This is a genomic window from Flavobacterium sp. Root420 (genome assembly GCF_001427905.1).
GTDB lineage: Bacteria > Bacteroidota > Bacteroidia > Flavobacteriales > Flavobacteriaceae > Flavobacterium.
This window is the reverse complement of sequence record NZ_LMEF01000012.1, coordinates 42,580-66,775: the sequence shown is the minus strand read 5'-3', so window position 1 is coordinate 66,775 and position 24,196 is coordinate 42,580. Positions and strand designations below refer to the sequence as shown.

At 35.1% G+C, this 24,196-nt stretch carries 16 protein-coding genes; 7 read left to right on the top strand and 9 right to left on the bottom strand.

The annotated features are described in order from the left end of the window. Positions 1 to 393 precede the first annotated feature (393 nt). The 5 genes from ASC72_RS08010 to ASC72_RS07990 form a co-directional block, all read right to left on the bottom strand. A complete protein-coding gene (locus ASC72_RS08010; protein ID WP_056189472.1) occupies positions 394 to 2,016 on the bottom strand; it encodes an arabinan endo-1,5-alpha-L-arabinosidase in 1,623 nt (540 codons plus the stop codon). 11 nt (positions 2,017 to 2,027) lie between these two features. Then, on the bottom strand, positions 2,028 to 3,575 hold the full coding sequence (locus ASC72_RS08005; RefSeq protein WP_056190476.1) for an alpha-N-arabinofuranosidase: 1,548 nt from the start codon (positions 3,573 to 3,575) through the stop codon (positions 2,028 to 2,030). 146 nt (positions 3,576 to 3,721) lie between these two features. Further along, a complete protein-coding gene (locus ASC72_RS08000) occupies positions 3,722 to 4,732 on the bottom strand; it encodes an arabinan endo-1,5-alpha-L-arabinosidase (RefSeq protein ID WP_056189469.1) in 1,011 nt (336 codons plus the stop codon). Between the two features lie 185 nt (positions 4,733 to 4,917). Further along, the gene (locus ASC72_RS07995) at positions 4,918 to 6,480 is read right to left on the bottom strand and encodes a RagB/SusD family nutrient uptake outer membrane protein (protein ID WP_056189466.1); all 1,563 of its coding nucleotides are present in this window, start codon (positions 6,478 to 6,480) and stop codon (positions 4,918 to 4,920) included. A 30-nt stretch (positions 6,481 to 6,510) separates the two neighbouring features. Further along, positions 6,511 to 9,567: a TonB-dependent receptor gene (locus tag ASC72_RS07990; protein ID WP_056189463.1), complete on the bottom strand. Its 3,057-nt coding sequence runs from the start codon at positions 9,565 to 9,567 to the stop codon at positions 6,511 to 6,513. Between the two features lie 557 nt (positions 9,568 to 10,124). Here ASC72_RS07990 and ASC72_RS07985 point away from each other — a divergent pair. Beyond that, positions 10,125 to 10,814: an NUDIX domain-containing protein gene (locus ASC72_RS07985; RefSeq protein ID WP_056189460.1), complete on the top strand. Its 690-nt coding sequence runs from the start codon at positions 10,125 to 10,127 to the stop codon at positions 10,812 to 10,814. A 271-nt stretch (positions 10,815 to 11,085) separates the two neighbouring features. On the opposite strand, the gene fsa is transcribed toward ASC72_RS07985, so the two are convergent. From fsa to ASC72_RS07970, 3 genes are all read right to left on the bottom strand, one after another. After that, positions 11,086 to 11,742 (bottom strand): fructose-6-phosphate aldolase, encoded by a 657-nt coding sequence (fsa, locus tag ASC72_RS07980; RefSeq protein WP_056189457.1) that lies wholly within the window; start codon positions 11,740 to 11,742, stop codon positions 11,086 to 11,088. 8 nt (positions 11,743 to 11,750) lie between these two features. Next, entirely contained in the window at positions 11,751 to 13,802 is a 2,052-nt protein-coding gene (locus ASC72_RS07975) for a transketolase (RefSeq protein ID WP_056190474.1), read from the bottom strand. A 261-nt stretch (positions 13,803 to 14,063) separates the two neighbouring features. After that, positions 14,064 to 15,062, bottom strand: coding sequence for a GntR family transcriptional regulator (locus tag ASC72_RS07970; RefSeq protein WP_056189454.1), 999 nt, complete (start codon positions 15,060 to 15,062; stop codon positions 14,064 to 14,066). A 161-nt stretch (positions 15,063 to 15,223) separates the two neighbouring features. Here ASC72_RS07970 and ASC72_RS07965 point away from each other — a divergent pair, with 161 nt between their 5' ends. The 5 genes from ASC72_RS07965 (at position 15,224) to ASC72_RS07945 (ending at position 21,264) form a co-directional block, all read left to right on the top strand. Then, a complete protein-coding gene (locus tag ASC72_RS07965) occupies positions 15,224 to 16,219 on the top strand; it encodes an aldose epimerase family protein (protein WP_371258446.1) in 996 nt (331 codons plus the stop codon). An 83-nt stretch (positions 16,220 to 16,302) separates the two neighbouring features. Continuing rightward, entirely contained in the window at positions 16,303 to 17,463 is a 1,161-nt protein-coding gene (gene galK, locus ASC72_RS07960) for a galactokinase (RefSeq protein WP_056189446.1), read from the top strand. A gap of 17 nt (positions 17,464 to 17,480) precedes the next feature. Continuing rightward, complete coding sequence (locus ASC72_RS07955) at positions 17,481 to 18,560, top strand: UDP-glucose--hexose-1-phosphate uridylyltransferase (protein WP_056189443.1); 1,080 nt, start codon at positions 17,481 to 17,483, stop codon at positions 18,558 to 18,560. A gap of 235 nt (positions 18,561 to 18,795) precedes the next feature. Beyond that, positions 18,796 to 20,481 (top strand): sodium/sugar symporter, encoded by a 1,686-nt coding sequence (locus ASC72_RS07950; protein WP_056189440.1) that lies wholly within the window; start codon positions 18,796 to 18,798, stop codon positions 20,479 to 20,481. 177 nt (positions 20,482 to 20,658) lie between these two features. After that, entirely contained in the window at positions 20,659 to 21,264 is a 606-nt protein-coding gene (locus ASC72_RS07945; protein WP_056189437.1) for a hypothetical protein, read from the top strand. Positions 21,265 to 21,298: 34 nt separating this feature from the next. Here ASC72_RS07945 and ASC72_RS07940 read toward each other — a convergent pair whose 3' ends face one another. Then, the gene (locus ASC72_RS07940; RefSeq protein WP_056189434.1) at positions 21,299 to 22,549 is read right to left on the bottom strand and encodes an NAD(P)/FAD-dependent oxidoreductase; all 1,251 of its coding nucleotides are present in this window, start codon (positions 22,547 to 22,549) and stop codon (positions 21,299 to 21,301) included. Between the two features lie 101 nt (positions 22,550 to 22,650). On the opposite strand from ASC72_RS07940, the gene hutH reads away from it, so the two are divergent. Next, positions 22,651 to 24,171: a histidine ammonia-lyase gene (hutH, locus tag ASC72_RS07935; protein WP_056189431.1), complete on the top strand. Its 1,521-nt coding sequence runs from the start codon at positions 22,651 to 22,653 to the stop codon at positions 24,169 to 24,171. Positions 24,172 to 24,196: the final 25 nt, after the last annotated feature.

The following is a 24,196-nucleotide window of genomic DNA, read 5'->3' as shown; positions in this document are numbered from 1 at the left end:
TTAAATATTTTTTCACGCAGATTCTGCAGATTTGAGCAGATTTTTTGATCTATTTATTCTTTGATTTTTTCTAATTTCTTTTTAAGTCATTATAAAATAAGTCCCAACGGGACGACATATTTATAGAAATCCTATTTGTTTTTTCATAAGAGCCCACCGCGGCGGGTGTCATATTAGCAATCTAAGAAGAACGTACATATCGCTCCGCTGGAGCTTTTATCAACGACAATAATAATTGGCTATAAACATTATGCTCCTCCGGAGCTTTTAACAATACCAATACAAACCACTTTTTTTAAATCTGTTCCTATTATTTTATTTTTGGGATTTAGACCCGAGCGCTAGCGAACATGCGAAGTAATTTTAAAAAATTGGAATTTTGTAATTCATTTTCTAATTCACTTTTTTACCCCAAACTGGTAAGCCTGCTGCAGTCAAACCAGAATAACTTAACGTTACCTTTCGGGTTGCTGATTCCCAATCCCAGGCATCAGTTACGTTGCATTTTACGCCATTTACGGTTAAGATTTTTTTAGTGCTTTCATACGACCAGGTTCCTGTTATATCCCCACTCACTTTTTTATCGGCAGTTAAATAAATTGTGACTGCTTTTTGAAGGGTTTTGTATTGATAATTCATGGTAATCTGTTCCCAGGTTCCAATGAAATTTGCCTCAGTAATTGAGGTTGTTGGAACTCCTGCATAACGTTCTGCTTCAACAACCGGCCAGCCATCTTCTGTCCATTCGATACCACGAACATGTCCCATCATAACGGCATTTGAAACAGCAATTCCCGGAACTCCTTCCGGCAAACGTGCCTGCGATGCGTAATACCATTTTTTGGTATCCGGATTCTGAAAAACAGCGCAGTGCGCAAAACCAACCCAGCCTGTATGATTTTTAAATTGATAAGGATGTGTCAACATTGGAAAACATTCTGCACCATTTGTAATACTGCTTCCGCTGATAGTCAAATAAGGTCCTAAAATACTTTTTGAACGTGCAACACGTGTATTGTAAGCGACAGTCAATTCATCATAAGCCAAAAACAAATAATAATATTGAGTATCTGGGTTGTACATTATTTCCGGGCCTTCAAGTGCCTGCCAACGGTTTGTGTTGACATTGCCACGGCCTGCAATTCGAACGCCATAATCATCAATGGTTTTTAACTGGTCTGGTTTTCCAGTTGTGGGATTCAGTTTTAAGGCTGCAATTCCAGAATGCCATGAACCGTAAATTAAATATTGATCGCCTTCCGGAGTCTGAATAAAACTTGGATCGATGGCGTTGAATTTAAAATAAGCGTCCCAATCATTTCCTCCGTTTCGAACATAACTTTTTACACCATCTGGTTCAGAACAAACCACCATACCTTTATCAACCCAATTGTTTGAAGCCAAATCATCTGTTTCGGCCAAGCCAATAAAAGCGCGTTCCGACCAGGAAGTATTCGTGTCTGTTCCCACAATTGGATTCGTTACAACAATGCTGTAATACATTCTGAATTTATTCCCCACTTTACGAACGCATGGTGCCCAATATCCATATGTTGGATTTGTAATAGAAGGGAGCGCTGGCGACATTCTCGCTCTTTTATTGTTCAAAGAATCTTTTACCCAAGCCGGAGCCTGTGTCATTGAAGATCCCATAAATTCCCAATTGATTAAATCTTTTGATCTTCTGTAGAAAAAATGTCCGTCGCCTTCGTGTGCATTTCCGTAAGAAGCATCGGTTTGGTACATATAATAATATTCTCCGGATTTTTCTACTGATGGATCATGAACGTTAGCTAAATTCCATTGTGATCTGCTGCCCCAACTTGAAATTGAAGTATAATTATCTGCATAAGTCGGTCCCGGAAAAGCGGGTGTTACCACTGGCGGATCAACTACTACTGGTGGACTCGGATTTTCAGGTGCTGCCGGATCATCTTTAGAACAGCTGACAAATCCAAGGGCAATTGACAACAGCCCGATGTAGGCAACTTTTATAATGGAATTTGATTTTTTCATTTTTATATTTTTTATTTTCCTTCTAACACCACAACTGAGAAAGGAGGAATCGTAATTTCAAGTTTTCCTTTTTTGTTTTCAAAACCTTTAAAAACGGTTGGAACAATTTTGTTTGGTGTATCAAATGAATTGTGATCTTGTAATTTAGCAGCCGTAAGAACGGTTCCTGTAAAGTTTTTAACACCAAGATCGTTCACGTCAATTTCTATTTTGTTTTTGTTTTTTGCATCCACATTTACTAATGAAATATGAATTGCTCCATTTTTATCTTTTGAAGCTGAAGCTGATACTGCAGGAAGTGTTTCTCCGTTAAAAGTATAATTTGGAGAAGTAAAACTTATCGGCAATAATTTTGCATCCTGATGAACGCTGTACATTTTCATAACATGATACGTTGGCGTCGTAATCATTTTAGCTTTGTCTGTTAAGATCACTGCTTGCAACACGTTAACACATTGTGCTAAGTTTGCCATTTTAACTCTGTCAGCGTGATTGTTGAAAATATTCAACGTTGCTCCCGCCAAAACCGCATCTCTCATGGTATTTTGTTGGTATAAAAATCCAGGATTTGTTCCTTTTTCTACTTCATACCAGCCTCCCCATTCGTCCACCATCATCGCTACTTTTTTCTCCGGATCGTATTTGTCCATGATCGCGCTGTGTTTAGTAACCAGCTCTTCCATTTTTAAAGCCGATTTCATAGTTTTGAAATAACCTTCTTCAGTAAAATTAACGGCATCTCCTTTTTTACCCCAGTCAATTACGGCATAATGATGTACTCCAACTCCGCCCAACATATTTAGCGGAATATTTTTCATTAAAACTTCTGTCCAATTATAATCGGCACTGTTTGATCCTGACGCGATACGGGTAATTCCACCCGTGTTTTCCCAATCAGACATGAAAGTGGCAAATTTTCTATATTCTCCGGCATAATATTCTGCCGTCATATTTCCACCGCATCCCCAGGCCTCATTTCCAATTCCCCAGAATTTTACTTTCCACGGCTCTGTTCTTCCATTTTTTTTACGCAAATCACTCATCGGACTTTTACCGCTGAAATTGGTGTATTGAACCCAGTCCGATAATTCCTGAACGGTTCCGCTTCCAACATTTCCTGATAAATACGGTTCAGCTCCAAGAAGCTCACACATATTCAGGAAATCATGTGTTCCGAAGCTATTATCTTCCGTAACTCCACCCCACCATTTATTTACAATAGTTGGTCTTTGTTCTTGTGGGCCAATTCCGTCTTTCCAGTGATAGGTATCTGCAAAACAACCGCCTGGCCATCTTAAATTTGGAATTTTCAAATCTTTTAAAGCAGCGATAATGTCATTTCTCACTCCTTTTGTATTTGGTATTTTTGAAGTATCTCCCACAAAAAAACCTCCGTAAATACAGCGCCCTAAATGTTCAGCAAAATGCCCGTAAATGTTTTTGTTGATTGTTGGGGCATCTGCATTATTTTTTATGGTTACTACTGTTGTTTCATTTTGAGCGAAACTAACCTGATTACAAAGTGTAATAAGAAATGTGATTAAAAATGCTTTTTTCATACGTGGATAATATTTGTTTTTTATTGGAATATGGTGTCGCCATTCTTTATTATTATTTTCATTTTGAATCATGGCGATTTCATAATTTGTTTTTAAAAAGATTATAAAGAGGAAGGCTTTATGAAACCTTCCTCCAAATATTAAAGTTAATAAGAAAGTGTCGGCCATCCTGATGACCATGTAAAATATACAATTTCTAGTTTTGGATTTCCATTGTCAGCGCCATCATAATAATGAACTGAACCTTTTTGTGTTCCGGTAATTCTTGACAAATGTCCTGGTCCTATATAATTTCCCTGCGTTGCTAAAACTGTTGTTCCACCACCACTTTTTAAGTTGACTCCGTTTTTATCTGTAAAAGGTCCGAACGGACTTGTAGAACGACCCACTACAATATAATAGGTACTGTTTACACCATTGCAGCAAGAACCTCTGTTTACAAACATATAGTAATAACTTCCTTCTTTAATTAAACAAGGAGCTTCCCATGAAGCGCTGTTTCCACCCGCAACAATTGTTCTTGTTCCTGTTGGTTTTCCGGTTGAAACATTAATCTGAACAACACCAATACCAGCATGCCAGGAACCATATGCCATATAAACGTTGCTTCCGTCTACTAGAATTGAAGGGTCAATTGCGTTTACATCTGAAGATGAAGAAGAAGCTACAACCAGACCTCTGTCTGTCCAGTTTGTTCCGGCACTTTGTGAAATCGAAGGTGCTGTTACGAGTCCAATTGCAGAAGTCGCAGATCCGAAAGTCGAGCAAGAATAATACATGTTCCATCGATTATTGAACCATGCTAAATCCGGTGCCCAGAAATTTTTAGTAAAACCCGGAACGTATCCGGATATCCAGCCTGGAGTTGAAGTGAACACTGATGTTCCCCAAGTCCAGCTTGTTAAATTTGTTGAATACGTCATTGGTATATTATCACCTGTTGTAAAAACATAGTAATTAACACCACTTTTTATAATTGTGCTCGGGTCATGAGACGGAACATTTCCGCTGACCGTTTTAGCTGTTAAATTTTTTACCTGAGAATTTTGAGTTGTTTCAACTGAAACTGCCTCATCATTCGAAGGGATTATAGTATCTTCATTCTGGCAACCTACTAATAATACTGCTAATAAAACCAAACTTGTAATTGTTTTCATTTGTTATAATTTTAGTTACTATTCTGATATTTTAATCTCTCTACAATCTCATTCTTTTTTAAGATAATATCACATGACAGATTTTTCGTCTGCCATATGATATTAACTAAACTAACTAATTCAAATAAATCTTAGTCTCAGTCTCAGTTTTCAGTCACACTGTGAACTGAGACTGAAAACTGTTTTTAATAACTGTCGTTTTGAACAGTTCCCGGATTGTTATCCATTTCTAATTGCGGAATTGGGAAATATTCTCTTCCTGGAGCATACGAGTTAAACTCAACATCTCTTGATTTTAACCATGCCAGTTTTGTAGCATCCTGTAACCATCCCCAACGACGAATATCATCAAAACGGTGACCTTCAAGAGGGAATTCCAAAAATCTTTCATGACCAATCTGATCTCTCATTTGTGCTTGTGTCATTCCAGGTTTTGTAGTGGCTAAATCTGGCAAATTAACTCTGTTTCTTACCATTTGAATATAAGTATAAGCTCCTGGCGTATCACCCGTTTCATTTAGACATTCTGCATACATTAATAAAATGTCGGCATATCTTAATAAACGCTCGTTGATTCCTGAACGCCAATCGTATTCGTCTGCAAATTGTCCGTCAGAGTTTTGGTATTTTCTACAAAATATATCATTTAAATCTGCTGGACTAGTTGCGTAAAAAGTCGCAAAATCTTTACCATATAATTGCATTCCACCTGGTTTGTTATAAAATATTGTAGCATCTAAACGAGGATCTACAACACCTGTTTTTGTTTTTTCCTGTTGAAATTCATTAAACAATGTCCATGAAGGCTGCACGTCTGTCCATCCAAAAGCTCTTGGCGCATAGGTAATAGCACGTGCCGAAGTTTTTCCCCATCCTGAAGCCGGAGCGCCGCCCCAACCTAAATCAACACCGCCTGCATCTCTACTGAATTGTACTTCAAAAAGAGATTCTGAATTGTTTTCATTAGTAGTCGTAAAATTGTCACGATAGTTGGATACTAAAGAGTAAACTCCTAAATCTATAACTTGTTTAAATGTTGTTTTTGCATTGGCAAAATCTTTAGTAAACAAATACGCTTTTCCTAAATATCCCAGAGCAGCTCCTTTTGTAGCGCGGCCTTTTTGACCAGCATCCAAACCTGAAACTCCAGTATATGAAGTTGGCAGTAATTCAGCAGCAGCTTTAAAATCGGCAATAACCTGAGCCCAGCCTTCTGCTTGTGTTTTTTGAGGATAGTGCACTGCCAATTCTGTTGGTAATGGTACATTTTTAAACATGTTTACCGCATGAAAAAGATACAGTCCTCTTAAAAAATAAGCCTGCCCTAATATTCTATTTTTAAGTGCCGTATCCTGAAATTGAATATTCGGCACATTTGTTAAGACTTGATTGGCACGATAAATTCCCTGATAATATGTTTCATAAGCCCATCCATAAATTGCAGCGTCGGCTACATTTGAATTAAAGTGACCTACATTGTACATTGATGGCCAAGGGCTGTTTGTACGGGAATCATCTGCTTTTGCATCTAATAAAAGAGGTGTGCTACGCATATAAGTTCCATCTGTTAACAAACTTCCATAAGTAGCATTTACTCCTTCAAGGGCTTGCTGATCTGTTTTCCAAAAGGAATCAACTGCATCATTATTGGGGTCAATTTGAGTCAAATCTTCATTTTCAACACAGCTTGTAGTTACAACAGCCAGTGAAAAGAAAACAGCTATATAATTAAATATTTTATATTTCATTTTAATACGTTTTTAATTGGTTAAACTGGTTTAGAAATTCACCTCTACTCCTAAAGAAACTGTTCTTGGATTAGGAAAAGATCCTGCATCAAATCCTCTTGAAAGCAATCCATCGCTTGTAAAATCAGGATCATATCCAGTATACTTTGTAATCGTCCATAAGTTTTGACCATTTACATAAACTCTGGCTTTTTGGATAAATTTATCTTTCAACGGAATATTGAAACCCATTTCCATAGTTTGTAATCTCACATAATCTCCACGTTGAATAAATCTGTTAGACTCTCTATTGTTTTGGTTAGGATCACCAATAACCGGAGCAGGAACATTTGTATTTGTATTAGAAGGTGTCCAATAGTTCAATTCATCCGTACTATGATTTCCGTATTGCCCGGTCATTAAATTACGATACATGTTATTGAAAATTTTGTTTCCACCAGCACCTTGCCAAAACATGGAGAAGTCAAAGTTTTCATAAGATGCACTAAAGTTCATCCCGAAACCATATTTAGGAATAGATACTCCCTGAAAAGTTCTGTCTGCGTCAGTAATAGCTCCGTCACCATTTACATCTCTAAATTTTATGTCCCCTGGTGCTGCATTTGTCTGTGTTGGAGAAGAAGCAATTTCTGTTGCATTTTGAAAAATACCAATAGCTTCCCAAGCGTACATCTCACCAACAGATCTCCCTACTTCTGTTTTTGCAACAGTTCCATAAAGTGGATTTCCTGTAGCTCCAATTCTGGTAACTTCATTTTTTAAAGTTCCAAAATTACCTGAGATATCGTATTTAAATTTATGATGGTGATTGCTGTATGATGCTGTAAACTCTAAACCATTATTTTTCATATCTCCGGCATTTGTTGTAATATTTGCTGGAAAAGCTCCTGAAGAAAATGGCAATGGAACTCCTACTAACATATCAGTAACTTTCTTTGTAAAATACTCCGCTGTAAATTGTAAGTCATTATTTAAAAATCCTAACTCCAATGCGATGTTTTTACTAGTCGTTTTTTCCCAGTGAACATTAGGGTCAAGTGCCGCAACTACAGTGGTTCCCGATGCCAGTTCATTATTAAAATCGTACCCGGCAAAACTGTTTACGGTTGAAGCAAAAAAGTATTGTGGAATTGTATTATTCCCTATAGTACCATAACCACCTCTAAGTTTTATATTGCTTATCCATTCTGGTAAATGCAGGAACTTTTCGTTACTAATTTTCCAACCACCTGAAAAGGAATAGAAGTTTGCAGAATTATTTATTTCACTAAAAAGAGATGTTCGGTCTTGTCTGAAATTAGCCTGCAATAAGTATCTGTCATCATAAGCATAATTTAATCTGCTGATGTACGATATTCCTGTAATTGTATATTTATATTCGCTTGCATTTCTGGCATCAGCATATTGAAGCATCGGAATTTCTCCAGGCGTATATCCTACACCTCTCATATTATATTTGTGATTGTCTCTTCTTTCCTGAATCCAGCCTGCAAGAGCATCAATTTTATGTTTTCCAAGTGTTACTTCATAAGTCAATAAATTATTCATGAAAGTTCTTAGCTCATTTCCAGTTTCTACATCTAAAGAAGCTTCGTCATTTGTAGTAATATAGTACCAGCCTAAATCACTTGGCGGAATAAATTTTCTATTTTCCCAGTCTGTTCTGTCGTAACTGATATCCAATTTATATTTAAGTCCTTTTACAATCTCTATTTCACCCCAGATATCACCTATAAAACGATTTCTTTTTCCGTTATTATCGATCAGATTATTATATCCGATTGGGTTCATTGAGATCGCTCTTTGTGTTAAATTATCAGTACCTCCATAACCACCCAATCTGTTGGCATCATAAACTGGCATTGTTGGCACGGCACCTAGCATATCGCTAATAAAGGTTTGTCCTGCATTATACTCGTTGAAAATCTCTTTATCAGATTGCGTATAACCGATTTTAGCTCCGTATTTGAATTTTCCTTTTTTACCATTCAAATTCAGATTGGTTGACAATCTCTCATATTCTTGTGGTGTTTTTAAATAACTGGTATTTTTAAAGTAATCAATGTTCATGCTATACGCAATACTTTCTGCACCCCCTGTAAAGGTTAAAGCCTGATTTTGCACCACACCAGTTTGCATTGATTCTTTTTGCCAGTCTGTATCTACATTATTAATATAAGAAGGACTGTTAGGATTATTTCCTGGAGCGATACTTACCGGAACTCCTGCTCTGATGTCTCTATTTCTTTCTGCTTCGCTTGTAATTTTTTGATATCCAACACGATCTGTTAAATCCCATCTTTTTGCTACATCCTGAAGCCCGACGATAGATTTAAACTTGATGTCCATTTTACCGGCTTTTCCTTTTTTAGTTGTAATAATAACAACTCCGTTTGCTCCACGCACACCATAAATTGCAGCCGAAGACGCATCTTTTAAAACCTGCATAGATTCAATTTCTCCCGGTGCAAAATCATAAGGAGCATCAACCATAATTCCGTCAATGACAAAAAGAGGATTGTTATTAGTGAATGAAGTTATCCCTCTAATTTTAACATTTACAAAACCTCCCGGCTCTCCTGAAGACTGCACCGTTACACCCGGAACTTGTCCCTGAAGCATTTTTGCAGCATCATATGTTACGGTCTTTTTAGCCGATTCTAAATTTACGACACTTACAGAACCTGTTAAATCAGATTTCTTTTGGGTACCGTAACCTATTACAACTACTTCATTTAATTTATTGGTGTCTTCACTTAATACGGCATTTACTTTAGATAAATTTCCTACTGTTATTTCCTGATTTTGAAATCCCAGAAATGAAAAAACTAAAATATCATTTGGGGATGCTTTAATAATATACTCTCCATCAAATCCAGTAACTGCTACTGTTTTGGTTCCTTTTATCATAATGTTCACGCCCGGCAAGGGTAATTTGTCTTGTGCCGAAGTAACAACTCCGCTAATCTCTTTGCCCTGAGCCGACATTTGATTAACAGAAAATAATAGCATCATTAGTGCTAATAGCCATTCTTTTTTTGGCAATAAAAAATTGCAATAAAAAAATAATCGTTGGTTTGTTATCATACTGGTTTTTTTAAGGTTGGTTAGTTGTAAATTATAAGTGTTAATTCTACATTTGTAAATTTAAATAAAAAAAAGACTGAAAAACAAATTAATATCATAAAAAAAATGAAGAAAAAAAATGTATATCGCAAATTAAGTGTTAAATGAACATTTAAAACTTGCTGTTTTTTTCAAAAAATGAGTCTTTTTTGAAAGTTATTTGTGTAAAATTTACACTTTTCATCAAAAAGCAACTTTTTAAGCAAAAAAAGCTTTTTTCAAAAACTATTTAATTTTGAATAATTTAAAAGGCATAAAATGTTATTTTTGTAAAAAAAATCTGGTTTTATTTGTCAGGTTTTTCACTTTTAGATAACGCTATTTTTAAAAACTATCCTGTAACTATCCTGTTTTCATCTTAAAAAAGTCTTAAATCGGATAGCAGACTGTTATTTTTTTCTAAAAAGTTATTTTTTTAACGCTATTTTTGAGTAGTTATTTGTGTAAGTGTAAAATCTACATTAATAAATTATGAAACGTATTAAGAAGTTTATATATTTACCAATAAAATATTTAATATGCTAAACAGTTATAGCTCTGCCGATAAAGTCCTATTAGCAGTAGATTGTATCATTTTTGGATTTGACCATGAGGGGTTGAAAATTCTTTTAATTAAAAGAGATTTTGAACCTGAAAGAGGAAAATGGTCTTTAATTGGAGGATTTTTAAAGCGCGATGAGGTACTTGACAACGCTGCTATTAGAATATTACATACCTATACCGGGTTACACGACATTTATATGGAGCAATTACATGCTTATAGCGAAATTGACCGTGATCCTGTCGAAAGAACCATTTCAGTATCGTACTACGCCTTAATTAACATTGAAAATCACAATACGGAACTTATCAAAAATTATCATGCGCAATGGTTTAGTATAACTGATGCTCCAAACTTAATTTTTGACCACAACGAAATGGTAGATTACGCCATCAAAAGGTTACGTTACAGAACTTCAATAAAACCAATTGGGTTTGAATTATTACCTGAAAAATTCACGATGCGTCAGTTATTGGAATTATACGAAGCAATTTTGAGTAAGGAACTAGACAAACGAAACTTTATCAGTAAAATTAATTCATTAGAAATATTGAATAAATTAGATGAAAAAGACATGCAGTCATCCCGAAAAGGTTCTTATTTGTATACTTTCAACAAAGAAAAATATGAAGAGAAATTACTAAATGATTTTGTGCTGAATTTATAAATAAAAGTTTCACGCAGATTTTAAAAGATTTAAGCAGATCAAAAGCAGATTTTTTTTAAATCCTTTATCCCGATAACTATTGGGAGTGATTATTTTCTTAAAAAACAAAAAACCCTGAAACCTACAAACTTTCAGGGTTTTTACTTCAATAAAACTAATTAAAAAACTAAACAAATTTTCTTTTTTGAAAAGATAATCTCTCGCAGATTTGGCAGATTGAGCAGATTTTATTTCGACCTTATTAATCTGCTAAATCTGCGTGAAAAAAATATTAGCTATTTCCTTTTTGGTAATCTGCTAAAAAGGTGGCTAATCCAATATCCGTTAAAGGATGTTTCAACAAGCCTTCAATCGCGCTTAACGGCCCGGTAATAACATCTGCTCCCGTTTTGGCACAATTAATAATATGCATTACGTGTCGAACTGATGCTGCCAGTATTTGCGTTTCAAAACCATAATTATCATAAATCAATCTGATTTCTTCAATCAAATTCATTCCGTCTGTCGAAATATCATCCAGACGACCAATAAAAGGTGAAACATATGTTGCCCCGGCTTTTGCTGCCAGTAAAGCCTGACCTGAAGAAAACACCAATGTACAATTGGTTTTAATTCCTTTATTCGCAAAATATCTGATTGCTTTTACACCGTCTTTTATCATCGGGATTTTTACCACAATCTGCGGATGCAATGCTGCCAGCTTTTCTCCTTCGGCAATCATTCCTTCAAAATCGGTCGAAATTACCTCAGCACTTACATCCCCATCAACCAGTTCGCAAATTTTTATGTAATGATCCAGAATATTCTGAGCTCCTGTAATTCCTTCTTTTGCCATTAATGACGGATTTGTGGTTACACCATCTAAAACCCCTAAATCATTAGCTTCTTTTATGTCTTTTAAATTCGCTGTATCTATAAAAAATTTCATCTTTCTCTTTATTTTATGTTATAATTATTCTGCTCCAAATATTTGATTATTTCTTCGCAGGCATTTTTACTGGTAAATCCAAATTTCTGATCCAGAACCGAAGCCGGAGCTGAATATCCAAAATGATCCAATCCAAAAACTTTTCCTTTGCTTCCCACTAAACTTTCCAGGTTGACCGGAAGTCCTGCTGTAAGTCCGAAAACCAATTGATTATGTGGAATAACACTTTCCTGATATTCTTTTGATTGAGACCTGAAAAGTCCTTCTGAAATTATGGAGGCAACATTTATTTTTATTTTGATAATATGTTCCAATTCTTCTGCAGCTTCAATTAGTGTCGCTACTTCTGATCCGTTGGCAACTAAAGTGATGGCAGGATTTTCATTTGATTTGACTAAATAACCACCTTTTTTTGCTTTTAAAGCATCTTCAAATCTTGAATTTCCAATTGCTGGAATGTCCTTAATTTCTTGTCTTGAAAGAATTAAACCTGTTGGTGTTTTCTTGTTCTCCAATGCCATTTGCCAGGCAACAGACGTTTCAATGGCATCAGCCGGGCGAAGTGCCAACAAACTTTGATCACCAGAATGATTTTTAATTTTTTCTAATAATCGAATTTGTGCTTCCTGTTCAATTGGCTGATGTGTAGGCCCGTCTTCGCCTACGCGGAAAGAATCGTGTGTCCAGACATATTTTACCGGTAATTCCTGAATTGCCGCCAAACGAATAGCAGGTTTCATATAATCAGAAAAAACGAAAAATGTTGCGACTACGGGAATAACACCACCGTGAAGCGCGATTCCGTTTGCGATTGCCGCCATGGTTAATTCGGCTACACCAGCTTGCAAAAATGCTCCGCTGAAATCATTTTTCTTTAAGATCGATGATTTTTTCAAAAAGCCATCTGTTTTATCACTGTTGGATAAATCGGCAGAAGAAACAATCATATTTTCTACATTTTCAGCCAGATATCCCAAAACTGCTGCAGAAGCATCTCTTGTTGCTGCATTTGCTTTTTGAGCGATTGCACTGAAATCTAAAGCTGGTAAATCTCCATTAAAAAACTGTTTTATCTTTTGGGCAGCTTCAGGATTCTGACCTTCCCAAGCTGAAATTTTTGCTTTTCTCTGAGCCGATTCTACCGTTTTCTGATTTAAAATAGTTCCATAATGTGCTGCAACTTCTTCATAAATAGCAAATGAATCTTCAACGTTGGCTCCTAAGTTCAATAATGTTTTTTCAAAATCGGCTTTGGTTGCTCCAATTGGTTTTCCGTGAAGTTCGCATTGTCCTTCATACATTGATCCGTCAGCAGTTACGCAACCTTTTCCCATTATGGTTCGGCCAATAATCAGTGTTGGTTTTTCCGTTTCGTTATGTGCTTCAGTCAGAGCTTTACGAATCTGAGCGTGATCATGTCCATCAATAGTAACCACTTTCCAACCCCATGATTCATATTTCATCGCGGTGTTTTCAGTCGTAACCTCATCGGTCATCGATGAAAGCTGAACATCATTTGAGTCGTAAAACATAATGAAATTGTTGAGTCCCAAATGTCCGGCAATACGCCCTGCACCCTGCGAGATTTCCTCCTGAACACCTCCGTCCGTAATAAAACCGTATATTTTATGATCGAATAAATTCTCAAATCTTGCCGAAAGAAATTTAGCAGCAATCGCTGCTCCAACTCCCATAGCATGTCCCTGACCCAATGGTCCGGAAGTATTTTCGATTCCTCTTTTTACATCAACTTCAGGATGTCCCGGTGTTACAGAACCCCATTGTCTAAAATTTTGAAGGTCTGTTTTTTCGAAATTCCCCAACAAATAATATTGGGCATACATTAATGCGGAAAGATGTCCGGCATCCATAAAAAAACGATCCCTGAAAATCCAGTGCATATCGCTCGGATCGTATTTTAAATATTCGGTATATAAAATATGCAGAAAATCAGCACCTCCCATGGCTCCACCAGGATGGCCTGAATTCGCTTTTTCGACCATCGAAATGGCTAAGGCACGAATATTATTCGCAGCTAATTGGTCAATTTTGTTGTTCATTTTTAAGTAATCTAAGTGGTTTGTGGTTAATAGCGGTTTAAAATTTGTATTTGCAGAATTCCGAAAAGAATAAAATCTTTTCAATTAAAACAAAAACGAATAATAAGTGTAGAATTTACATTTGCAAATGTATGTAAAAAAATTTCACGAAAACAAAAAATTGCATCCTTATTTTTTTTACCAATAATTTATAGATTTAACAAACAAAAATAAATATAATTGTGATATAAATAACCAATAGCAGAAATGACATAAAAATCACTACAAAGAATTTCGCATAATAAGAGATGATTTATTTTCGATCTGTACGTTATTTCCCTTAATAACCATTTCTGCTAAAATTTTCCCCATCATTTCAAAATGGGTCGAAATTGTACTAATGCCATTGGCTACCACTTTTTTCAAAGGCGTTTCATTATAGGATATAATTCCAAAATCAGAACCTAATTTTAAATTCTGATTTCTGGCATTTTCAATTACAGCCACTAAATCACGATCATTCGGAATAATATAGAGGTCTCCTAAAGTAATCTCGCGATTGGTAAATTCGGTTATAATTTCAGACTCAAAATGGTACTCCGCGCAAAAAGCTTCAAAGCCTAATTTCATTCCGAGTGGCTCCCTGAATCCCGGGAAAATCAAAATCAATCTTTTGTATTTGCCTAATCTCGATTTTGCTTTTAGCAATCCTCCAAAAATGTCTTTTTCATGATTTTGATAAATGGCCGGATACAATCTTAAACTGGGATTGGTCTGATCTAAAATAATTACATCATTTACTGGTAGGGTTTTTATCAAATTGACTATATCGGTCAAGTTGGTTGGCATGATAATGTATTTTGTATAATTTCCGTTGCCGTCATTTATTAGCTTTTGAAAAACCTGAGCATTAAAATGATGAAAGAAAATATCGACCTGAACATTTTTTCCAATGTTTTTCAAAAATGAATTATAGATATCTTCCTTGAAAATATTTAGTTCATCAAAAAGCAAAAATATCTTCTGTTTTATAGCAATTTCAACGCTTTTCACGTAATATCCCTTACCGGGAATGGCGTAAATTATCCCTCTTTTTTTCAGTTCATCATACCCTAACAAAACAGTATCCCGGGATAAGGAAAAAGCCAAACATACTTTATTGACCGATGGAAGACGATCTCCTTTTACCAATTTTCCATCCTCAATTGCTTTTTCAATTGAAAGAATAATCTGTTTATATTTTGGCAAACCAAGATTGCCTTGAATGGAAATTATATTCATGAAAAATATTTTTTTGTGCAATATACAAAAAACTGGTAGGTACTGGTATGTAAAAGTCGGGAATGTTTCTATTTTTGAATTTCACATTTGGTAAAAATAAGATGGAAATAAAACAAATATCACATTTTCAAGATAAGTCTGACTGCAAATTGTTTGGTTTAATGTCTGATAACGAAGAAATTCATTCTTTCGAATTAACTAATAAAAACGGAATAAAAGTTCAACTTATCAATTATGGTGCAACGGTAACTTCTTTGAAAATTCCTTCTTCAAACGGAAAACTGGTCGATGTTGTTTTAGGTTTTGATACTTTAGAGTCTTATCTATCTTCTTATAATTTACCGAGTGCTCCCTATTTTGGAACCACCGTTGGCCGCTATGCAGGAAGAATCAATAAGGGACATTTTACCTTAAACAATGAGACATTTCAGCTTGCGGGCAATAATAATGGTAACAGCTTACACGGAGGAAATATTGGTTTTGGAAGAAGAGTCTGGAATGTAACCGACTTAACTGGTGGGGAAAATCCATCCATAACTTTTGGTCTTTTAAGTGAAGATTCTGATGAAAATTTCCCTGGAGAATTACATGTTTATCTAACTTATACTTTAACTGAGGAAAACGAACTAAAGCTGGAATATAAGGCAACAACAACAAAAGATACCGTTATTAATTTAACGCATCATAGTTATTTTAACCTTGACGGTCACGATACTTCGGTATTAGATCAACAAATGTATATTGATGCTTCTAAAATGTTAGAAACAGATTCTAACAATATTCCAACAGGAAAATTTACAGATCTTTCTAATCATGCTTTTGATTTCAGAACACCTAAAAACTGTCCTTCTTCAATCGATAATTCTTTTGTAATTGAATCTCAGAATAAAGTTGCTGCGCAATTATTCAGTGAGAAAAATAATTTGCAAATGAGTGTTTACACAGATCAGCCAAGTGTACATATATATGTAGGCGGAAATTGTTTCGACATCCTTGAAGGAAAAGAAAATACAAAGTATCATGCAACAAGCGGAATTTGTTTTGAAACCCAAAATTTTCCGGATGCACCAAATCAGGCTCATTTCCCGAATTCAGTTTTGAAAAAAGGCGATGAATACCGTCAGACAACAGTTTATAAATTTGATCGTATTAATTAATTATCCTAAAAAACATATTTTTTATCTGATTCTAATGATTTTTCATTTGAATTACAAAACAACACTATTACAATTACAAAATAATGAATGACATTTTAATACAAAACACGACAGCATTTTTTGAGAAATCGTTCGGATCTGCTCCTCAGAAAATTGTGCTTTCTCCCGGGAGAATAAACATTATTGGAGAACATATTGATTACAACGACGGTTACGTTTTACCAGCCGCAATTGACAAAGTAATTTGCTTTGCTTTTGAAAAAAACAACACTCAAAAATCTAAAATAATCGCCATCGATTTAAATGAAGAATTTGAACTTGATTTAACTGAACCCATTCAATTAAGCGATGTTGTCTGGACCAATTATATTCGTGGTGTTGTCAAACAACTTCAGAACAATGGGTTTTCGTTTGAAGGTTTCAATTGTGTTTTCAGCAGTAATATTCCGGTTGGTTCCGGTTTGTCTTCTTCGGCAGCTTTAGAGTGCGGAACCATTTTTGGAATCAAGGAGCTTTTTGGTTTAAAAATTGAAAAAGTTGATATCGCTTTAATGGGGCAAAAAGCCGAACATTGGGTAGGAATTAATTGTGGAATTATGGATCAGTTTTCGAGCGTTCACGGACTTGAAAACAAAGTAATCAAATTAGATTGCAATACATTGGAATTTGAATATCACGATGCTGATTTCAAAGATTACTCCGTTATTTTATTTGACAGTAATGTAAAACATTCGCTTTTTACTTCTGAATATAATACGAGAAGATTAGAATGTGAAGAAGGATTATCAATCATTAAAGAACATTTTTCGGAAGTAAAAAGTTTCAGGGATTGTTCTGAAGAGCAACTTTTGAGTATTCAGAATCAATTTACTCCGGTTGTTTTTAAGAGAGTTCACTTTGTTGTAAAAGAAATTAACCGGGTTATAAAAGCCTGTGAGGCGCTGGATAAAGGAAATATAAAACTTTTAGGACAATTGCTTTTTGAAACGCATTATGGTTTATCGCAGGAATATGAAGTAAGTTGTGAAGAGCTGGATATGCTTGTAGATACCGCAAAATCTGACGATGCGATCATTGGAGCGCGTGTAATGGGCGGCGGATTTGGTGGTTGTACTATAAATTTAGTTAAGAAAGGAGATGAAAATGAGGTAAAACGTAAATTTTCAAAACTTTATTTAGATACATTTGGAATTGAATTAAAATTCTATGATGTAAAAATCTCAAATGGAACAACACTACTTTAATACCACAAACGAATACAATGAAAAATTTTGACATTAACGAAGACCCTCACAGACGCTTCAATCCTTTACTTAACGAATGGGTGTTAGTATCCCCTCATCGTGCAAAACGCCCTTGGCAGGGACAAAATGAAACTATTGCCACAGAGGCTTTACCAAAATATGATTCAACTTGTTATTTATGTCCCGGGAATGTTCGGGCCAATGGCGTAAATAATCCGAAATACGAAAGTAGTTTCGTTTTCGAAAATGATTTTGCTGCCATGAAACAGGAAGAAATTATTTTTGAAGAAGACATTAAACATACCTTTTTTAAGGCAAAACCAGAACAGGGAATTTCAAGAGTGGTTTGTTTTTCTCCCAGACACGATCTTACGTTGCCAGAAATGGATCTGGACGGAATTGAAAACATAATCAGAACCTGGCAAAAAGAATATACCGACTTAGGAAATATAAAATACATCAACCACGTTCAGATTTTTGAAAATAAAGGGAGTGTTATGGGCTGCAGCAACCCGCATCCGCACGGACAAATCTGGGCACAATCATCATTGCCAACTCAGGTTGAAAAAACGCATCATAGCCTAAAAGCCTATTATGATAAAAATAAAAGAACACTTCTTGAAGATTATCTTCAGGCCGAATTAAGATCAGAAAGTCGTATCGTTATCGAAAACGATTATTTTGTGGCTTTGGTTCCATTTTGGGCAATCTGGCCTTACGAAACTATGATTCTGAGTAAAAGAGCCATCTCAAAAATCACTGATTTTACAGAAGATGAAGTACGTTCTTATGCTAAAATTTTAAAGCAATTAACCATTAAGTACGATAATTTATTCAGTACTTCTTTCCCTTATTCATCAGGAATTCATCAGGCTCCTACAGATGGTTTAGATCATCCGGAATGGCATTTCCATATGCACTTTTATCCGCCTTTACTTCGATCTGCAACAGTTAAAAAATTCATGGTGGGTTACGAAATGTTAGGCGAGTCGCAACGTGATATTACACCTGAAAAAAGCGCCGAGATTTTAAGGCAACAATCAGATGTGCATTACAAAAGTAAAGCCGCAGTACGTGAAAAAATGGAGTCGAAATAAGACCCAGTTTAAAATTTAACATAATTATCCACTTATAAATGTAAAAAATACATTTGTAAGTGGTGTAAATATAGATTTTTATTATACTTTTGGCTTTCGTTCTTATTTTGACAATAAAATAACATAAATAAAACACATATCTTATTTTTAGTCAGAGAAAACCACAAAAAAGCTGATTTTTTAATTTATTAAACAAACAATCACCTAAAAACTAATTTTTAAAATACTACTAACAATGAACCAGAACCTTGCTTTCGCAGATTATGCGGTTTTTATTATTTATTTCATCGTAGTTTCGGTCTACGGTTACACCATTTACAGTAAGCGTAAAAAAGACGAACACGATGCAAAAGCTTACTTTTTAGCTGAAGGAAATTTAACGTGGTGGGCTATTGGAGCTTCGTTAATTGCCTCAAACATTTCGGCTGAACAATTTATCGGAATGAGCGGTGAAGGTTTCTTTTTAGGAATTGCCGTTGCTGCTTACGAATGGCTTGCTGCTGTTGCTTTGATTATTGTAGCTGTTTGGTTTATTCCTGTATATCTTAAGAATAAGATTTACACCATGCCTCAATTCTTAAAAACACGTTACAACGAATCTACTGCTTTGATTATGGCGGTTTTCTGGTTGTTTTTATATGTATTTGTAAACTTAACTTCTATTCTATATTTAGGAGCAGTAGCTATTAATGGTCTTGCTGGTGGAGAATATCTTCACGTAATCATGGTTGGATTAGCTGTTTTTGCTTTATTCATCTCTTTAGGAGGTATGAAAGTTGTGGCTTATACAGACGTTATTCAGGTTGCGGTTTTAATTATTGGCGGACTTGTGACTTCTTATATTGCATTGACAACTGTAGGACAATATTTTGGAGTTGGAGAAAATGCAATCGCAGGATTTAAAGTTTTAATGAGAGAAGCTCCTGAGCATTTTAAAATGATTATCCCAAGACCAACTGCTACTTCATCGCAGCTTGAAATTGACAAATACTTAACTTTCCCTGGTTTGATGTCTTACCTTGCCGGTATCTGGATTATCAACTTAAACTATTGGGGATGTAATCAATATATCACACAAAGAGCATTAGGTGCCGACTTGCAAACTGCACGTACGGGTATTTTATTTGCTGGTATGTTAAAATTATTAATGCCATTAATCGTAATGTTGCCAGGTATCGCTGCTTACGTTTTATACCAAAATGGACATTTACCACAATTAGTTGGAGGAAAAGATGGAGCTTATTCAGCTGTACTAACATTCTTGCCAACTGGTTTAAAAGGACTTTCTGTAGCGGCTTTAACTGCTGCAATTGTAGCTTCATTGGCTGGAAAAGTAAACAGTATCTCAACTATTTATACTTTAGATATTCATAAAAAATACATTCAAAAAGAAGCGGGTGAAAAACAACAGGTAAATATTGGTAGAATTGCCGTTTTTGCTGCAATGCTTTTAGCCGTATTATTTACATGGAATGATATTTTAGGAATTGGTGGTGTTGGTGGATTCACTTACATTCAAAAATATACAGGTTTTATTAGCCCTGGTGTATTCGCAATGTTCTTCCTTGGTATGTTCTGGAAAAGAACTACCGGAACTGCTGCAATTGTGGGTGTAATTTTAGGATTTGTATTATCCGTATTATTCAATGAATATGCTCCAATGTTATTCGGAAATGAAACTTTATTGTATACCGCTTATCCTAACGGAAAAGGAGCTTTCGAAATTCCTTTCCATATTTGTATGGGATTATCATTCCTTTTTACAATGTTAGCGATGATTGGAATCAGTTTCGCTGGTCCAAAAGTGAACCCTAAAGCGTTTGAAATAGACTCTGAAATGTTTAAAGTAAAACCACAAACTACAGTTTTAATCGTAATTACATTATTGATTATTGTGGCTTTGTATGTTAAATTCTGGTAGTATAATTTTTTACTATATTATTTTTGAAGACAAAAAGAGGATGCCATTTGGTATCCTCTTTTTATTTATAAAGGATTTTAACCCTTAATAATAAAGCCTCAATTTATTTTATTTTGCGTAATCAAAATTTAAATTACTTTTAAGCAAAAAAAATAAAACTAACAAACCATTAAAAAAATGAAAAAACTAGTACTTGCCCTTTTCCTGATTTCTGTGGCAGCATTCTCTCAGGACATGACTGTTATAAATGGAAATTTTGATTTCTTAAAAGATCAGACTGAAATCAATACTGAATTTGATTACAGCAATTTCACCATGATGAAAGAGAAAAAAACAGAATCTCAATATGTCGAAGAACATAAAGCTGATTTGGATCAGAAAGCAAAAGGAAATGGAAATATTTGGCAAAAAAAATGGATTGCGGCAAAAGAGCAAATCTGGACACCAAAATTTTTAGAGATTGCAAATATTGTATTAACCAAAGCAGGTAAAAACCTGAATTTTCAAGAAGGATTAAACACTCCCTATACTTTAATTGTACAAACTCTCTGGATTTATCCGGGTTGGGATGCAGGAATTATGAAACAACAGGCAAAAGTTACTACTCATTTAAAATTTGTAGAAACAGCAAATAAGTCAAATGTGCTGTTAGAAATTTCAAGTGAGGAAGCACCAGGAGATCAATGGGGAAATAATTACAGTAACGAATCAAGAATTGGAGAAGGATATGCTAAAACAGCCAAATCATTATCAAAAATGATACTGAAAAAAGCATCTAAATAAGAAGCACTACTCAAAGAAAAAGCCCTGATCATCATTATTCAGGGCTTTGTTCTTTTTGCATATTCAATAAATAGGCCATATTCCTGATCACATGATCATGTTTTTTTACAAAAGGGTTTTCTTCATCCCAAACATATCCGGCTAATACCGAACAAATTTTTTCTTTCACATCCGGATTTTCCGGTTGGTGAAAAAACAAAGTCTGAAGGTTTCCGGTGTACCATTCTTTCACGTAAGTGGTAAAAACGGCAATTCCCCTTTTCATGTAGTCTGTAAATTCAACTTCCCAGTCTACTTCAATTCCCTTCGATTCTTTTATGTATAATTTTGCTGCCAACATTCCGGATTCGGTCGCAAAGGCAACTCCCGATGAAAAAACCGGATCTAAAAATTCAGAACTGTTTCCCGTTAATGCAAAACCATCGCCATACATTCTTTTTACGGCTCTTGAATAATTTTCCAATTTAACCGGCTCAAACAAAAACTCAGTCCCTTTAAATCTTTGGATATAATAATCCGACATCTGAATCGCATTTCGCAAAGCTTCGGCATTATCTTTATTTTCAGATAAGGAATTAATAAAATCAGTCGGGCCAACAACACCTAAACTTGTATTTCCATTCGAAAACGGAATAACCCACAACCAAACTTCAGTTTCCAAAATATCAAATGAAATTTGTGTTCCTTCTTCCCCTTCCGGTCTGTTAATGTCTTTTACGTGAGTAAAGATCGAAGAATGCGGATCTAATTTTGATGGTGTATCCAAATCTAAAAGTCTTGGCAAAACTCTGCCGTAACCACTGGAATCAATAATAAATTTAGCGTGAATTTCTTTTAAATTTCCGTCTTTGTCTTTTACAATGGTTTTCGAATTTTTTCCTTCAAAAGAAACTTCTAAAACCTCTGTTTCAAATTCAAGATCGATTCCTTTTCTAACGACTTCCTGCGCCATGGTGTGGTCAAAATCAGCGCGAGGTACTTGCCAGGTCCAATCCCAGCCCTCTCCAAATTTCTGGCTAAAATCGAAAACACAAATTTCTTCTCCCCTAATAAAACGAGCTCCGAGTTTTTTCTCAAAATTCATTGCATCGAGACATTCAAAAAGTTCAGCTTCGGCAAAATGATCCATCACCCGCGGAATAAGGCTTTCGCCTACCACAAGTCTTGGGAATTTTGCTTTCTCCACCACTTTTATCTTAATATTATTTTTATGAAGATACGATGCCGAAACGCATCCTGAAGGTCCTGCACCAATCACTAAAACATCAACAAACTCCTTTGTCATAATAAAAATGTTACCGATTATTAACTTACATTTGCCTTCATCAAAATAACTACATTTATTTTGATAAATAAAATTAAATTAGCACAATCAAAAACGATTTAATGAATACAATTAATGAATATTTAAGTTTAGGAGAATTCGAATCCATCATTTTTGGAAATAACAAAGTTACAATCAGCGATGTAGTTTTAAATCGGGTAAACGAAAGCTTTAACTTTCTGAAAGAATTTTCGGGAAATAAAATAATATATGGTGTGAATACTGGTTTTGGACCAATGGCTCAATATAGAATTAAAGAGTCAGACCAAATTCAGCTGCAATATAATTTAATCAGAAGCCACTCTTCAGGAACCGGAAAACCATTAAGTCCCGTTTGTGCAAAAGCAGCGATTTTAGCTCGATTAAATACGCTTTCATTAGGAAATTCCGGAGTTCATCCTTCAGTAATACACCTGATGGCAGAATTGATCAACAGAGATATTACGCCACTGATTTTTGAACATGGCGGCGTTGGAGCAAGTGGTGATTTAGTACAATTATCACACTTGGCTTTAGTCTTAATTGGCGAAGGCGAAGTTTTTTATAAAGGAGAAAGAAGACCAACTCCTGAAGTTTTTGAAATTGAAGGCTTAAAACCAATTCAGGTAGAAATCAGAGAAGGTTTGGCTCTAATCAACGGAACTTCGGTAATGACCGGAATTGGCGTTGTAAATGTGCATCATGCCAACAAATTATTAGACTGGTCTTTAAAATGTTCTTGCGCCATCAATGAATTGGTTCAGGCGTATGATGATCATTTTTCGGCAGAATTAAACCAAACTAAACGTCACAAAGGCCAGCAGGAAGTAGCTTCAAGAATGAGAGCAAATCTTTCTGACAGTACTTTAATCCGTAAAAGAGAAGATCATTTATATTCCGGTGAAAATACTGAGGAAATCTTCAAAGAAAAAGTTCAGGAATATTATTCATTGCGTTGTGTGCCTCAAATTTTAGGTCCGGTTTTAGAAACGATCAATAACGTTGCTTCTATTTTAGAAGACGAATTTAACTCGGCAAACGATAACCCTATTATCGATGTAAAAAACAAACATGTTTATCACGGAGGTAATTTTCATGGCGATTATATTTCGCTTGAAATGGACAAGTTAAAAATCGTTATTACCAAATTAACAATGCTGGCAGAACGTCAATTGAATTATTTATTGAATTCAAAAATCAACGAAATTCTTCCTCCGTTTGTCAATTTAGGAACTTTAGGATTTAATTTTGGAATGCAGGGTGTTCAGTTTACAGCAACCTCAACAACTGCCGAAAGCCAAATGTTGTCTAATCCAATGTACGTTCACAGTATCCCGAACAATAATGACAATCAGGATATTGTAAGTATGGGAACAAACGCGGCCGTGATAACCTCAAAAGTAATCGAAAACGCTTTTGAAGTTTTGAGCATCGAAATGATCACGATTGTTCAGGCAATTGATTATTTAAATCAAAAAGATAAAATTTCATCGGTTACTAAAAAATGGTACGATGATGTTCGTAATATAATTCCGGTGTTTAAGGAAGATCAGGTAATGTATCCGTTTGTACAAAAAGTAAAAGATTATCTGATCAATAGTTAAATTTTAATTTCACATTATTAATATT